This is a genomic window from Nocardia sp. NPDC127579, from assembly GCF_042672005.1.
GTDB lineage: Bacteria > Actinomycetota > Actinomycetes > Mycobacteriales > Mycobacteriaceae > Nocardia.
On sequence record NZ_JBHXVZ010000001.1, the window covers coordinates 514870 to 528529 of the forward strand.

23 protein-coding genes are annotated in these 13660 nt (G+C 65.2%); 7 read left to right on the plus strand and 16 right to left on the minus strand.

What is annotated here, in order from left to right:
* Positions 1-11: 11 nt before the first annotated feature.
* Both ACFVMC_RS02040 and ACFVMC_RS02045 read right to left on the minus strand, forming a co-directional pair.
* A complete protein-coding gene (locus tag ACFVMC_RS02040; RefSeq protein ID WP_379206029.1) occupies positions 12-509 on the minus strand; it encodes a YbaB/EbfC family nucleoid-associated protein in 498 nt (165 codons plus the stop codon).
* A gap of 74 nt (positions 510-583) precedes the next feature.
* Positions 584-907 carry a hypothetical protein gene (locus ACFVMC_RS02045; protein WP_379206031.1) on the minus strand — a complete coding sequence of 108 codons (324 nt, stop codon included), beginning with the start codon at positions 905-907 and terminating at the stop codon, positions 584-586.
* 141 nt (positions 908-1048) lie between these two features.
* Between ACFVMC_RS02045 and ACFVMC_RS02050 the strand changes: the two genes are divergently transcribed.
* The 5 genes from ACFVMC_RS02050 to ACFVMC_RS02070 all read left to right on the plus strand — a co-directional run bounded on the left by ACFVMC_RS02050 (position 1049) and on the right by ACFVMC_RS02070 (position 4812).
* The gene (locus ACFVMC_RS02050; protein WP_379206033.1) at positions 1049-1825 is read left to right on the plus strand and encodes a class I SAM-dependent methyltransferase; all 777 of its coding nucleotides are present in this window, start codon (positions 1049-1051) and stop codon (positions 1823-1825) included.
* 68 nt (positions 1826-1893) lie between these two features.
* Positions 1894-2169, plus strand: coding sequence for a type II toxin-antitoxin system Phd/YefM family antitoxin (locus ACFVMC_RS02055; RefSeq protein WP_379206035.1), 276 nt, complete (start codon positions 1894-1896; stop codon positions 2167-2169).
* Positions 2166-2570 (plus strand): type II toxin-antitoxin system VapC family toxin, encoded by a 405-nt coding sequence (locus tag ACFVMC_RS02060; protein ID WP_379206037.1) that lies wholly within the window; start codon positions 2166-2168, stop codon positions 2568-2570. The genes ACFVMC_RS02055 and ACFVMC_RS02060 overlap by 4 nt, the downstream gene beginning before the upstream one ends.
* A 41-nt stretch (positions 2571-2611) precedes the next feature.
* Complete coding sequence (gene dtd, locus ACFVMC_RS02065; RefSeq protein WP_379206039.1) at positions 2612-3043, plus strand: D-aminoacyl-tRNA deacylase; 432 nt, start codon at positions 2612-2614, stop codon at positions 3041-3043.
* A gap of 200 nt (positions 3044-3243) precedes the next feature.
* Positions 3244-4812 carry a hypothetical protein gene (locus ACFVMC_RS02070; RefSeq protein WP_379206041.1) on the plus strand — a complete coding sequence of 523 codons (1569 nt, stop codon included), beginning with the start codon at positions 3244-3246 and terminating at the stop codon, positions 4810-4812.
* A gap of 469 nt (positions 4813-5281) precedes the next feature.
* Here the strand turns inward: ACFVMC_RS02070 and map are convergent, their stop codons facing one another.
* From map to rpsH, 9 genes are all read right to left on the minus strand, one after another.
* The gene (map, locus tag ACFVMC_RS02075) at positions 5282-6082 is read right to left on the minus strand and encodes a type I methionyl aminopeptidase (RefSeq protein ID WP_379206043.1); all 801 of its coding nucleotides are present in this window, start codon (positions 6080-6082) and stop codon (positions 5282-5284) included.
* 4 nt (positions 6083-6086) lie between these two features.
* Positions 6087-6632 carry an adenylate kinase gene (locus tag ACFVMC_RS02080; RefSeq protein ID WP_379206045.1) on the minus strand — a complete coding sequence of 182 codons (546 nt, stop codon included), beginning with the start codon at positions 6630-6632 and terminating at the stop codon, positions 6087-6089.
* The gene (gene secY, locus ACFVMC_RS02085) at positions 6629-7951 is read right to left on the minus strand and encodes a preprotein translocase subunit SecY (protein ID WP_379206046.1); all 1323 of its coding nucleotides are present in this window, start codon (positions 7949-7951) and stop codon (positions 6629-6631) included. Before secY ends, ACFVMC_RS02080 begins: the two co-directional genes overlap by 4 nt.
* Before the next feature lie 139 nt (positions 7952-8090).
* The gene (rplO, locus tag ACFVMC_RS02090; RefSeq protein ID WP_379206048.1) at positions 8091-8537 is read right to left on the minus strand and encodes a 50S ribosomal protein L15; all 447 of its coding nucleotides are present in this window, start codon (positions 8535-8537) and stop codon (positions 8091-8093) included.
* A 2-nt stretch (positions 8538-8539) separates the two neighbouring features.
* Positions 8540-8719 carry a 50S ribosomal protein L30 gene (rpmD, locus tag ACFVMC_RS02095; RefSeq protein WP_379206050.1) on the minus strand — a complete coding sequence of 60 codons (180 nt, stop codon included), beginning with the start codon at positions 8717-8719 and terminating at the stop codon, positions 8540-8542.
* On the minus strand, positions 8719-9381 hold the full coding sequence (gene rpsE / locus ACFVMC_RS02100) for a 30S ribosomal protein S5 (protein ID WP_379206052.1): 663 nt from the start codon (positions 9379-9381) through the stop codon (positions 8719-8721). Before rpsE ends, rpmD begins: the two co-directional genes overlap by 1 nt.
* 55 nt (positions 9382-9436) lie before the next feature.
* Positions 9437-9844 (minus strand): 50S ribosomal protein L18, encoded by a 408-nt coding sequence (gene rplR / locus ACFVMC_RS02105; protein ID WP_379206054.1) that lies wholly within the window; start codon positions 9842-9844, stop codon positions 9437-9439.
* Positions 9845-9846: 2 nt separating this feature from the next.
* On the minus strand, positions 9847-10386 hold the full coding sequence (rplF, locus tag ACFVMC_RS02110) for a 50S ribosomal protein L6 (protein ID WP_379206056.1): 540 nt from the start codon (positions 10384-10386) through the stop codon (positions 9847-9849).
* 14 nt (positions 10387-10400) lie between these two features.
* Positions 10401-10799 (minus strand): 30S ribosomal protein S8, encoded by a 399-nt coding sequence (gene rpsH, locus ACFVMC_RS02115; protein ID WP_356973786.1) that lies wholly within the window; start codon positions 10797-10799, stop codon positions 10401-10403.
* 296 nt (positions 10800-11095) lie between these two features.
* On the opposite strand from rpsH, the gene ACFVMC_RS02120 reads away from it, so the two are divergent.
* Together ACFVMC_RS02120 and ACFVMC_RS02125 are read left to right on the plus strand one after the other, a co-directional pair.
* Entirely contained in the window at positions 11096-11299 is a 204-nt protein-coding gene (locus ACFVMC_RS02120; RefSeq protein ID WP_379206058.1) for a hypothetical protein, read from the plus strand.
* A 1-nt stretch (position 11300) separates the two neighbouring features.
* Entirely contained in the window at positions 11301-11543 is a 243-nt protein-coding gene (locus tag ACFVMC_RS02125) for a hypothetical protein (RefSeq protein ID WP_379206060.1), read from the plus strand.
* Between the two features lie 235 nt (positions 11544-11778).
* On the opposite strand, the gene ACFVMC_RS02130 is transcribed toward ACFVMC_RS02125, so the two are convergent.
* The 5 genes from ACFVMC_RS02130 to rplX form a co-directional block, all read right to left on the minus strand.
* Complete coding sequence (locus ACFVMC_RS02130) at positions 11779-12030, minus strand: PIN domain-containing protein (RefSeq protein ID WP_379207761.1); 252 nt, start codon at positions 12028-12030, stop codon at positions 11779-11781.
* Positions 12031-12187: 157 nt separating this feature from the next.
* The gene (locus tag ACFVMC_RS02135; protein ID WP_379206062.1) at positions 12188-12397 is read right to left on the minus strand and encodes a type II toxin-antitoxin system VapB family antitoxin; all 210 of its coding nucleotides are present in this window, start codon (positions 12395-12397) and stop codon (positions 12188-12190) included.
* Positions 12398-12590: 193 nt separating this feature from the next.
* Positions 12591-12776 carry a type Z 30S ribosomal protein S14 gene (locus ACFVMC_RS02140; RefSeq protein WP_194817328.1) on the minus strand — a complete coding sequence of 62 codons (186 nt, stop codon included), beginning with the start codon at positions 12774-12776 and terminating at the stop codon, positions 12591-12593.
* 4 nt (positions 12777-12780) lie between these two features.
* Positions 12781-13341: a 50S ribosomal protein L5 gene (gene rplE, locus ACFVMC_RS02145; RefSeq protein ID WP_379206064.1), complete on the minus strand. Its 561-nt coding sequence runs from the start codon at positions 13339-13341 to the stop codon at positions 12781-12783.
* Between the two features lies 1 nt (position 13342).
* Entirely contained in the window at positions 13343-13660 is a 318-nt protein-coding gene (gene rplX, locus ACFVMC_RS02150; RefSeq protein ID WP_209884038.1) for a 50S ribosomal protein L24, read from the minus strand.

Sequence of the window (13660 nt, forward strand, 5' to 3'; positions counted from 1 at the left end):
CAGCTCACACGTCACCAGGACAGACTGGTGACGCTCCCTCCGGCATCGCGGCGGTCGCCGTGCGCGTAGTCCTCGACGTCGGTGAAGACCATCGCCGGTTCTTCGTCCGCGCGTTCCGACGACCCGGGCGGGGCCAGTGAAACCGGCGGCTCCAATGGGATCTCGGCCTCGATGTCCGGCATCCCCTCGATCACGTCGGACAGTTTCGGCTGCCGGTCCCGGTCCGCGAACAGCGGCGCGGCGAGCTCCTTGGTTTTGGCGGCCACTTCCGCGGCCGCCTGCTGAGCCAGCTGAGTGACGGTCTTGGCGATCTGGTCGTAGCTCAGTTCGTCGACGCGTTCGGAGAACTTCGTTTCGATGATCACGCCGTTGGCGTTCACGGTCACCGAGATCGCGCGGTCCCGGGTGGTCGCGGTAGCGGTCAGCTTGACCCGTTTCTGTTGTGCCTCCGCGATATTCCGCATGCGTCCGCGGAATTCGTCCAGGAGCCCGGCGACTTCACCGTCCATTCGACCAGATGTCAACATCGCACCCACTCCAGATCCGTGGCGGCCCGCTCGGCCGCCGGCCTTACCGCCGCTGTTCAGACATTCAGGATTCGGTCCCGGGCCGCCTGCTCGTTCTTCTCGGCGACGACGGCGGCGTTGAACTGACCTTCCGACAGGGTCCCCCAGGATTGCGCCATGGTGGTGGTGCCGTCCACCGCGCCCTGGAGCCGCTCGGTCAAGCCGGGACTGCCGTTGCCCTTGACGTATTGGCTGCCGAAGTTGTCGCTGCCGATCACGGCGAGCAACGTGTTCAGCTGATCCTGGACCCGGGTGGAGATGCTCTCCAGACGGGCGCGCACCTTGTCGGTCTCGGTCGCCGCGGTCCGCAGTTTCTCGGAGTATCGCTCGGTCGTCGTCATCTCTACCCCCGGGTTCGGGCCCAACGCATGGCACGGAATGAACGGCTCGACCATGACAGGCTTCGGCAACTCCCCAGTAGCCTTAAGTTGAACTAAAGATGTTGCGGCAGTGACGCACAGCGATACCGCTACGGTGGAACCATGGTTGGTTTCGACGATGTTCCCAGCGATGAGCAGGCGCTTCATGCCCTGCGAGCCAGTTCCTTCGGCGCGCACGCCGCCGCCTACGCCGAGCATCGCCCGGACTATCCGGAAGCCGGAATCCGCTGGGCCCTCGGCGATATCGAGCGTCCCACGGTGCTGGACCTCGGCGCCGGCACCGGCAAGCTGACCGAAGGTCTGCTGGCGCTCGGCGCGTCGGTGATCGCGGTCGAACCGGATGCGGAGATGCGCTCCGAGTTCGTCCGCCGTTTTCCGGGTATCACCGTGTATCCCGGTGCGGCGGAGTCGATTCCGCTTACCGACGGCGCGGTGGACGCGGTCGTCGCCGGGCAGGCCTTCCACTGGTTCGACCGGGATCGAGCGTTCCCGGAGATCGCCCGTGTGTTGCGCCCGGGCGGCGTGTTCGGCGCCCTCTGGAACCAGGACGACACCGAGGTCGCCTGGGTCGCGGGCCTGCATCGCATCGCCCGCACCCTCGCCTCGCTGCCGAAGGTCCAGAACCTTCCGGCTGTCCCCAGCCATCCACAGTTCACCGATTTCGAACAGGACTGGTTCCCGCACACCCAGCGCCGCAGCGCGCAGTCCCTCACCGCGACGATCGGAACCTACTCCCACAACCTGGTCATCACCCCGCAGGAACGCGCGCGAGTACTCGGCGCCATCCACGACTACTTGCGCGACACCCCGGAAACCAACCGCGGCGAGTTCGACGTCCCCCTCCGCACCAGGGTGATCCGCGCGCTGCGCCGCACCTGAGCTGATCAGCACATGCGGGCCGGGCGCTGCCCGTAGTGCTGTAGAACATCACGTTCTACACTGGTGCCATGGACAGCATCCCCGTGCGTGAACTCAACCAGCACACCAGCGCGGTGCTCGCGCGCGTCGCTGGCGGCGAATCCGTCGAGATCACGGTCAGCGGCCGCCCGACCGCCATGTTGATCCCGATCCACGACAACACTGCCGGTCTTGCCGATCTGATCCGGCGCGGCCGCCTGATTCCGGCCAGCGACCCGACGCCGATGGCAACCCCTCCGGGTGAGCCGGACCTGTCCATCGATTCCACCGAGATCGTCTCGGAACTCCGCGAGGAGCGCCTGTGATCTATTTGGATTCAGCCGCGATCGTCAAGCTGATCCGTCGCGAACGGGAAAGCGAGGCACTCACCACCTGGCTTGCGGAACAACCGGACAAAACACTGGTCGCCTCGAGCCTCGTTGCCACCGAAGTTCCGCGCGCACTGCGCCGGGCCGACCCGAGCCGACTCGTGGCAGTTCCAACCATCCTGGCCAAACTCAACCGGATTCCGATCGACGACACGATCCTGGCGACGGCCGCGGCCTATGCCGACCCGATGCTCCGCACCCTGGATTCGATCCACCTGGCCAGTGCGCAAACCCTTGTACTGGAAGGTATCCCACTGACTGCACTGGTGACCTACGACAAGCGTCTACTCGCCGCGGCAACTGACGCCGGGCTCACGACAGCTGCACCCGGGAACTGACACCCCGAATTCACGTCCGCCGCACCTGAGATGATCACCGCATGCGTGTACTCGTGCAGCGTGTGACCTCGGCCCGGGTGACGGTGGAGGGGGTGATCGTCGGCGAGATCAGTCCGAATCCGCAGGGGCTGGTCGCGCTGGTCGGTGTCACCCACGGCGATACCGAGGCCACCGCGCGGGCGCTGGCCGACAAGCTGTGGCGGCTGCGAATTCTGGACGAGGAGCGCTCCGCGGCCGATGTGGACGCGCCGATTCTGGTGGTCAGCCAGTTCACGCTCTACGCCAATACCGCCAAGGGGCGGCGGCCGTCCTGGAACGCGGCGGCACCGGGGCCGGTGGCCGAGCCGCTGGTCGCGACCTTCACCCAGGCACTCACCGAGCTGGGCGCGACCACGGCGACTGGCCGGTTCGGCGCCCACATGCACATCGAACTGAGCAACGACGGCCCGGTCACCCTGCTGCTGGAAGGCTGACCGAACAGCAGGATAGCTCTGAAGTAGCTGTCGCGCTGTCGGATCCGGCCGGATCGTCCTCGGGATTACTCGATCGCCTTGCCATGTCCTGGGCGTGGACCCTCGATTTGTGGCAGACTCGGCCGAACACGAATGCGGCCGATAGCCGACCGTATGTGCCAGGTGATGCGGGAGTTGGGTTCGCGATGACGTTGAGTTCCATGGAAACCGGGACGGGCAACGATGTGGGGGCGCTCGAACGCCGGGTAGCCGCCGATCGCAGCGCGGCCCGAGACCGCACAGCGGAGTCCGAACTGCGGCTGGCCGCCTCGCTGGTCGAGCTAGCCAAGGCGATGCTCGCCACCAAGACCGACGCTGGGGGACGGAAGGAGACGCCGCCGACGGGGCGGGTAAACTCCGTTGCGCGCCGCGATCGCACGCTGGAGGCGCTCTCCCCGTCGCAGGAAGCTGTCGGATTGCGGCTGCACTGGTTCGCCAACGGGAACGTCTCCTCACGTTCGGCCGGCGAATTGCAGGAAGCCCTGCGGGTCTTCGAGCAGGCCACCCGGGCGTCCAACCGCCGCGAGCTGGCCACCAGCACCATCAAGAGCGCGTGCGCGGTCTATCTGCGTGCCGCGCAATCGGATCCGTACGTGGCCGGGATGTGCGCCGACTGCCTGGGCAAGTGCGGCGTCTGGCTGGGCCGCCTCGATCAGGATGCCGCCGTCGCCGCCACCGAGGATGCCGCCCGGATCAGAAGTGAACTGGCAGTGGCGAATCCGGAACTCGCCGGAAAGTACCTTCAGAGCCTGAGCACGCTACTGCGCACCCTCATGGTCGGCCGCTCCCGCAAGCAGGCCCTGTCGATGTACCGCGAACGGTACGCCGCGTTCACCTCCACCGGGATGGCGATCCGCTTGCGCGCCTGCGGAATCCGTGATCTCGATCTCACCCCGAAGTCGTACAACGCACTGCTCGAACTGGAATGCCGCACACTGGAGCAGGCCGGGCGCCTCACCCAGCAGCAGATCCTGCGCAAGACCTCCGGCGACCTGTCCACCGTCGAGGAGATCAACTGGCGGCTGGCACTGGTCGGCCTGCGCCCCATGGCCCCCGGCGAGGATCCGGACCCGCCATCGGCCCCCGTCGAAATCGGCCCGACCTTCGGCGCGCTCGGCGTGCGCTGTCCCGACCGCGACGCCATAGCGCAGCTCCGCGAAGCCATCATCGAGGCCTACACTGCCGCCGGTGCGCAGCCGGTGGGCAGCACCGCCTACCTCAATGGGGTCGAAAAGGACTGGCGGATGGGCGAACCCGAGTTCACCACCACCCAAACCCTCGGCGACGACGTGGTCCTGATCGAGATGTCCTACGGCGGCTGGGTCACCGTCATGAGCATGAACTACGCACTCACCGCCATCGGCAAGAACCCGCTGGCCGTGGCACTTTCGGCCAAATGGCCGGTCATCGCCGTCACCGCGACCTCGAACTCCTCCTACGAGCTGTGCCGCTACGAGAACGGCAAGCCCACCCAGTACGCCGCCCTCGGCCTACCCGCCGGCCCGGCCTCCGCACTCGAAGAACCACTGTCCCCCTTGGATTTCGGCGTCCTCGCCGCCTACGGCGCCAACGGCGCGACCGAGACCAAGCTGCGCTCCGCCTTCGGCAACACCCACTCCTTCGCCAACCTGACCTATCTCCCGTCGGGCGGAATCCGCCAGGTGCGCAAGACGATGCCGCTGATCGATCACGATCACGTGCTCTACTTCCGCGGTCCCGCCGCCGACTGAACACGCGACCGCGCAGCGCGCCAACAGAATTCGAGTAGTTCCCTACTCACGCGTAGCCCCCTGCCCCGGACATACGGTCGATGCATCGTCACAGTTCATCGACCCAGTTCAGGAGGTCTCCAGCCAGCCCACTGCACGACCCGAGAACCAGGTCGGACGCAGCGGGCGCGGGTGTAAGGAACGACGTCGCCGATCCAGCGCCAGCGCTGGGACTCGCACTACGGCGGATCGCCCACGGGCCCCCGGCCCGCGGCGTCGGCACGCATCGCTTCCTCGCCGCGCAGCGTCAGCACACCGAATTCTCGGATGCCACGATCCATCTTTCGTCACACGGGCAATGCCGCCCGGATCCCGCCCGCGTCAACGTCAGCCGCGGACAGCAGTCGCCCTGGCGCGGGATCGATGTGACCGAAACACGCACCCCCGAAACGAGGGGTTCGGGGGTGCGTGAAAGTGTAAGCGCGAGTTGCTATTCCGGACGCAACGTCAGAATGCGCGGACCGTCCTCGGTCACCGCGACCGTGTGCTCCCAATGCGCGGAGCGGGAACCGTCCAGGGTGACGACGGTCCAGTCATCGGAAAGCACCTTCGATTGTGTGGTGCCGAGAGTGAGCATGGGTTCGATGGCGAGCACCGAGCCCACCACCAGCTTCGGGCCCTTGCCCGGCGCGCCCTCGTTCGCCAGGAACGGGTCCATATGCATTTCGCGGCCGATAGCGTGGCCGCCGTAACCGTCGACAATGCCGTAGGAACGGCCATGCAGCTGCTCGGCGGCGCGGGTGCCGAGCTCGATGGCATGCGAGACATCGGTCAACCGGTTACCCGGCACCATGGCCTCGATACCGGCCTCCATCGACAGCTTGGTGGCCTCACTCAACAGCCGATCCGCCTCGATAATGGCGCCGACGCCGAACGTCCACGCCGAATCGCCGTGCCAGCCATCGAGAATCGCGCCACAGTCGATCGACACCAGATCACCCTCGGCGAGAATGTCGTCCGCGTTCGGGATGCCGTGCACGATCCGGTCGTTCACCGACGAGCAGATCGAACCCGGAAAACCGTGGTAGCCCTTGAACGAGGGCACCGCACCCGCCTCACGGATGACCTGCTCGGCGACCTCGTCCAATTCCAGGGTCGACACCCCCGGCTTGGCGGCCTCGCGCACGGCGACGAGGGCGCGGCCGACCACCGCGCCCGCCGCCGCCATGGCGTCGAGTTCACCGGCGGTGCGAAACGGCACCACCTTCTTGGACTTACGGCCGAAGACCATCAGGTCAGTGCCCCAGCGCCCGTAGTGCGCGGGCGTTCACGTCATCCACCTCGCCGACACCATCGACGGACACGACCAGGCCCTCGTAGTGGTTCAGCAGCGGCTCGGTCTCCTCGCGGTACACGCGGAGCCGATTGCGGATGACGCCCTCGTTGTCGTCGCCGCGGCCACGGGCCAGCATGCGCTCGACCACCGTGTCCTCCGGCACGACGAAGCACAGCACCGCGTCCAGCGTGCTGTTCATGTCGCCGAGGATCTTCGCCAGCGCGTCGGCCTGATCGACCGTGCGCGGGTAGCCGTCGAGGATGAAGCCGTTCGCCGCGTCGGGCTCGTTCACCCGGGCCTCGACCATGCGGTTGGTGACATCGCTGGGCACCAGATCACCGGCGTCCATGTACTTCTGCGCTTCCCGGCCCAGCGAGGTCTGCTGGGAGATGTTGGCACGGAAGAGGTCCCCGGTGGAGATGTGCGGGATGCCGAGCTTGTCCGACAGTAGATCGGCCTGGGTGCCCTTACCGGCACCCGGCGGACCGAGCAGTACAACTCTCACTTGAGGAACCCTTCGTAATTTCGATTCATCAGCTGGGACTCGATCTGCTTCACGGTGTCCAGGCCGACGCTCACCATGATCAGCACCGCGGTGCCGCCGAACGGGAGGTTCTGCGCGCCACCGGAGTTGCCGATGTCCAGGAACAGGTTGGGAAGAACGGCAACGAGGCCGAGGTAGAGCGAACCGGGGAGGGTGATCCGGCTCAACACGAAATTGAGATAGTCGGCGGTCGGCTTACCCGGACGGTATCCGGGAATGAAGCCACCGAACTTCTTCATCTCGTCGGCGCGTTCCTCCGGGTTGAAGGTGATCGCCACATAGAAGTAGGTGAAGAAGACGATAAGGCCGAAGTAGATGCCGATGTACACCGGGTTGCTCGGATTGACCAGATAGGTCTGGATGATCTTCTGCCACCAGTTGGGATTCACGGCGTTCTGCGAACCGGTCAGCTGGGCGACCAGGTTGGGCAGATACAGCAGCGACGACGCGAAGATCACCGGGATGACGCCGGCCTGGTTCACCTTCAGCGGCAGGTAGGTCGAAGAGCCGCCGTACATCTTGCGGCCCACCACGCGCTTGGCGTACTGGACCGGGATCCGGCGCTGACCCTGCTCGACGAAGATCACCGCGGTGATGATGGCCAGAGCGGCCACACACACCAGGCCGAAGGTCAGGCCGCCACGGCTGTCCAGGATGTTCTTGCCCTCGCTCGGGATCCGCGCGGCGATACCGGCGAAGATCAGCAGCGACATGCCGTTACCGACACCGCGCTCGGTGATCTGCTCGCCGAACCACATCACCAGCGCCGCACCGGCGGTCATCACCAGCACGATGATGATCATGCCGAAGATCGAGGTATCGGCGAGGATCGGCTGATTACAGCCCTGGAGCAGCTGATCGCGCGCGGCGAGCGCGACCAGGCCGGTGGCTTGCAGAATCGCCAGCGCGATCGACAGATAGCGCGTGTACTGCGTCATCTTGGTCTGGCCGGATTGGCCTTCCTTGCGCAGTTCCTCGAACCGCGGGATGACGACGGTCAGCAGCTGAATGATGATGCTGGCGGTGATGTAGGGCATGATGCCGATCGCGAAGACCGACAACTGCAGCAGCGCACCACCGGAGAACAGGTTGATGAGCTGGTAGATACCGGCATTATCACCGCCGGAGACCAGGTCGATACATTCCTGTACCGCCTGATAATCCACACCGGGGGACGGCAGCGCGGCACCGAGACGGTACAGCGCGATCAACCCCAGCGTGAAGAGAATCTTCCGCCGTAAGTCCGGAGTCCGGAAGGCCGATACGAAGGCGGAAAGCACAGATCCTCCTGGCGAACGACATGGTCATGCCACGGCTAGAGCCATGACGGGGCTTGGCAGGCAATACGTGAAACTCTAACAGTGGCACTGGACGAGCTCGCGACTCGTCCAGTGCCACATGTCTTATTGCAGAGTACCGTCAGCCCAGTTCGGTGACAGTGCCACCGGCCGCGGTGATCTTCTCCTTGGCAGATCCGGTCACCTTGTCGGCAGTCACCTGGACTGCCACGCCGATCTCACCATCGCCGAGAACCTTCACCAGCTGGTTCTTGCGAACCGCGCCGGCAGCCACCAACTCGGCCTTGCCGACCACGCCACCCTGCGGGAACAGCTTGGCGATAGCCGAGACATTGACGACCTGGTATTCGACCCGGTTCCGGTTCGTGAAGCCCTTGAGCTTGGGCAGCCGCATGTGCAGCGGCATCTGCCCACCCTCGAAGGCGGCCGGAACGTTCTTGCGCGCCTTGGTGCCCTTGGTACCACGGCCCGCGGTCTTGCCCTTGGAGCCCTCACCGCGACCCACACGGGTCTTCTCGGTCTTGGCGCCAGGGGCCGGACGCAGGTGATGCAACTTGATTGCGGACATGCTTAGACCTCCTCAACAGTAACGAGGTGGCGCACGACGTTGATCAGCCCGCGGTTCTGGGGGTTGTCCTCCCGCACCACGCTCTGGCGGATCTTGCGCAGGCCGAGCGTGCGAAGGCTCTCCCGCTGGTTCGCCTTGGCGCCGATCGACGACTTGATCTGAGTCACCTTGAGATCGGCCATCACTTACCTCCCGCAGCCAGTGCGCGCGCACGCAGCATGCCCGCAGGGGCAACATCCTCGAGCGGCAGACCACGGCGAGCCGCGACCTCTTCCGGACGCTGCAGCATCTTCAGCGCGGCGACCGTCGCGTGCACGACGTTGATGGCGTTGTCGCTACCCAGCGACTTCGCCAGAATGTCATGGATACCGGCGCATTCCAGCACGGCACGAGCCGCGCCACCGGCGATCACACCGGTACCCGGCGAGGCCGGGCGCAGCATGACGACACCGGCCGCCGCCTCACCCTGAACCGGGTGGGTGATGGTCGAGCCGATCATCGGGACGCGGAAGAAGTTCTTGCGAGCCTCTTCGACACCCTTCTGGATGGCCGCGGGAACTTCCTTGGCCTTGCCGTAGCCGACGCCGACCAGACCGTTGCCGTCACCGACGATCACGAGGGCGGTGAAGCTGAAGCGACGACCACCCTTCACGACCTTGGAGACGCGGTTGATCGCTACGACGCGCTCGAGCTGGTTCTTCTCGGCCGCGTTGTCTCGACGGTCACCGCCGCCGCCACGACGGTCGCGGCCACCGCCACGGTTGTCGCGGTTGTCGCCGCCACCGGCGGCACCATTCTGTCCGGCGGGTCCGTTGCCGCCGTCACGCCTCTGACGTCCGGGCATCAGACGGTCCCTTCGTTCGCGCCGGCTCCGCCGGCCATGTTTTCAGCTGCAGTCATCAGAACTTCAACCCCGCTTCACGCGCGGCATCGGCCAGCGCCGCGATACGGCCGTGGTAGTCGTGACCACCACGGTCGAACACGACGGCCTCGACACCAGCGGCCTTGGCACGGGCGGCGAGCAGCTCGCCGACCTTCTTGCTCTTGGCCGACTTGTCGCCGTCCACCGCACGCACGTCGGCCTCGATGGTCGAGGCGTAGGCGATGGTCTTGCCGACCGAATCGTCCACGAGCTGAGCGTGCAGGTGCCGCGAGGAGCGGTTGACCACCAGGCGCGGACGCTCGGTGGTGCCTGCGACCTTCTTGCGCAGACGGAAGTGACGGCGGGTCTTGGACAGCCGACGCGTGGTCGACACGTCCTTGCCGCGCGGCTTGCGCTTGGCGATCTGGTTTTCGGTTTGCGCCATGATCACTTACCCGTCTTTCCGACCTTGCGGCGAACGACCTCGCCGGCGTAGCGGATGCCCTTGCCCTTGTACGGGTCGGGCTTACGCAGTCCGTGAATGACAGCGGAGATCTGGCCGACCTTCTGCTTGTCGATACCGGACACGGAGAACTTGGTGGGCGATTCCACCGCGAAGGTGATGCCCTCCGGGGCCTCGATCGGCACCGGGTGGCTGTAGCCCAGGGCGAACTCGAGGTTCGAGCCCTTGGCGGCCACACGGTAACCGACACCGAAGATTTCCATCTTCTTCTCGTAGCCCTTGGTGACGCCTTCGATCATGTTGGCGACCAGGGTCCGGGTCAGGCCGTGCAGCGCGCGGCTCTGGCGCTGATCGTCCGGACGCACGACCTCGAGCTGGTTGTCCTCACCCTTGGAGATGGTGATCGGCTCGGCGACAACGTGGGACAGGGTGCCCTTGGGACCCTTCACCGACACGTTCTGGCCGTCGATGGTCACCTCGACGCCGGCAGGAACTGCGATGGGCTTCTTACCAATACGCGACATGAGTCCTACCTCCCTTACCAGACGTAGGCGAGGACTTCTCCGCCCACGCCCTGCTGCTTGGCCTGTCGGTCGGTCAGCAGGCCGGTCGACGTGGAGATGATCGCCACGCCGAGGCCGCCCAGGACCTTGGGCAGGTTGGTGGACTTCGCGTACACACGCAGACCCGGCTTGGAGACGCGGCGCACACCCTGCAGGGAGCGCTCACGGCTCGGGCCGTACTTGAGGTCGACGATCAGGGTCTTGCCGACCTGCGCGTCCTCGGTCCGGTAGTCGGCGATGTAGCCCTCGCGCTTGAGGATCTCGGCGATGTTCGCCTTGAGCTTCGAGTGCGGAGCCTTCACCTGATCGTGGTACGCCGAGTTGGCGTTGCGCAGACGTGTCAGAAAGTCTGCGATCGGATCAGTCATGGTCATGATTCGACCTAGACACCTTTCTCGCTACGGTTCCCATACAGCACCGGTGCGCGATGCACGCCGATCGTGGGCCTACAGCAATTCGGATGGTCCGGTGCGACACTTGCCGCCCGGAGGAGTCGCTGGCGCTGGGCATGGGGGTGCCCAGGCAACCGGTCTAGTGTAGACAGCCCCGCGACCAGGACAAAATCGGGGTCAGGCGGAATTCTCGTGGGAACCGGCGGCACCACGGCTGCGTCGAAGAACAGTGACGGGCCGACCCGCCCGTCACCGACTCGAAAGTTTGGAGTGTCACCATGATTCGCGCTGCCGGATCGGGCCTCGCCGCCCTTGCCGCGTTCGCCACCATCGCTACCGTCTCGACCGGCGTCGCCGGGGCCGAACCCAAGCCCACCGTCTCGTCCGAGCAGTGCATCAAAGGCGGCGGCCAAGCCTTTGTCATCAGCGGTGAGTGCGTCGACGGCAAATACGACGGCTCGCTCATCAGCCCCCGGCGCTGATATGAGCAGGTACTCGACCTTCACGAAATACGCCGTCACCGGCGCGTTCGCCATGACAGCCTGGGCCGTACCGGCCACGACCGCCACGGCCGCCTCCTGCTTCGCCTCACCGAAGGACGGCAGCTGCATCGCCCTCCCAACGGAGGTGAGCTGGAACGAGTGCGAGACCGTCCGGCACGCCGCGGCCGGCTGGTACTGCCGGGAAGTAGCACCTGGGCGCTTCAGCCTGACGCCGACCAATTAACGCAGATCAGGGACCCGAGCCGCACAGCTCGGGTCCCTGATTACCCATCAATTGCGCAACCAGCTCGAGTGAATCCGAGACGAACTCTCCTCCACCAGCTGGTATCCCCTCTGCTACGCCATGATCTCGGCACAACGCCGAGCAGCTTCCTCGTCGCCGACCCGTTTGCGATAGCCGTCTCGGTCCCATTTGGTGAAGCTGGTCATGCTCTTGCTCCTCGACTCGGCGACGTGAATCAGTCCGCAGAGCCTCTCGGCACCACCCACTCCACGGGCTGTCCGGTAACCTCCGCGATCGTGTCGAAGTTTCCGTCGTAATGCAGCACTGTGAGGTTGTGGCGTTCCGCCGTAGCCGCGATCAATAGATCGGGAATCGGCACCGACCGGTGTTTGGATTTCTGCGCGAGGTGGCCTTGCACCTCGATGGCTCGAACCAGCGCCTCGTCCGTGACCGGAAACCACTCGAAACTCTCACGGTCCGTGCGAATTCGGTGTGCTCGGTGCCGTTACGGGCACTGTAGAGGAGTTCGAGGTCGATGATCCCGCACGTACCGACCAGCCCGCGAATGATCGCGTTCTGCAACACCAGGTTGACCGCCGGTCTGTCGGCACGTGCCCAAGCGCTCTTGTCCACCAGGAAGCGGGCTACCGCCATGCCTCGGCCATGACATTGCGGTCACCGAGATCCGGGAGTGCGCCAGCCGCCAGCCGTTGCAGATGACTGATCTGACGTTCGCGCAGGACGATCTGCCGAAGGGCCTCGTTGACCGTGGCTTTCTTGGTAGTTGTACCGAGAATCGCCGCCGCGGCAGCCAGCAGCTCCTGGTCCAACTCGATCTGCGTAGTGGTTCCCATGGCGCCTCCCTTGTACATATTCAGAGTACGCGGTGTACAAGGAATTCTTCTGTCTGTATCCACGCCCACTATTCGTAGCGGGAGAGGACGTGGCTTGGTCACCATCGTGAACGCAGAACAGGGACCCGAGCTGGATGGCTCAGGTCCCTGCTTCTGTATGTACTACCGATGCGCGCTCACGAGGAGCGCGGGCTCACCAGGAGCTCTTGTGCACGCCCGGGAGCTCGCCCTTGTGGGCCATCTCGCGCAGGCAGACACGGCACAGGCCGAACTTGCGGTACACCGCGTGCGGACGACCGCACTTCTGGCAGCGCGTGTACGCGCGAACCGCGAACTTCGGCTTGGCGTTGGCCTTGTTGACCAGTGCTTTCTTAGCCATGTGCTCAGTTCTCCTTGAACGGGAAGCCGAGGTGCTTGAGCAGCGCGCGGCCTTCTTCGTTGTTGGTCGCGGTGGTGACCACGGTGATGTCCATACCGCGCGGGCGGTCGATGGAGTCCACGTCGATCTCGTGGAACATCGACTGCTCGCTCAGGCCGAACGTGTAGTTGCCGTTGCCGTCGAACTGCTTCGGCGACAGGCCGCGGAAGTCGCGGATACGGGGCAGCGCGATGGAGACCAGGCGATCCAGGAACTCCCACATGCGATCGCCACGCAGGGTGACCTTCGCACCGATGGGCATGCCCTCACGCAGCTTGAACTGCGCGATCGACTTGGTCGCCTTGCGGATCTCCGGCTTCTGACCGGTGATCAGCTCCAGGTCGCGGACGGCGCCGTTGATCAGCTTCGCGTCACGGGCGGCGTCACCGACACCCATGTTCACGACAACCTTCACCACGCCCGGGATCTGCATCACGTTGGCGTAGTCGAACTCGGTGTTCAGCGCGTCCTTGATCTCGGCGCGGTAGCGCGCCTTCAGACGAGGCTGGTTCTCAGTGGAGGTCATGTCAGATGTCCTTCCCGTTCTTACGGGAGATCCGGACCCGCTTGCCGCTCTCCTCATCGGTGCGGTAACCGACGCGAGTGGGGTTGCCATCCGAATCCACGACCATCACGTTGGAGACCTGGATCGGGGCTTCCTGGGTCACGATGCCGCCCGAGGAGGCGCCGCGCTGGTTGGCGGAGTTCGCGACGTGCTTCTTGATCCGGTTCACGCCCTCGACCAGGACCTTGCCGGTCGCGGGGTAGGCCTGAATGACCTTGCCCTTCGCGCCCTTGTCCTTACCCGAGATGACGAGAACGGTGTCACCCTTGTGCACCTTCAT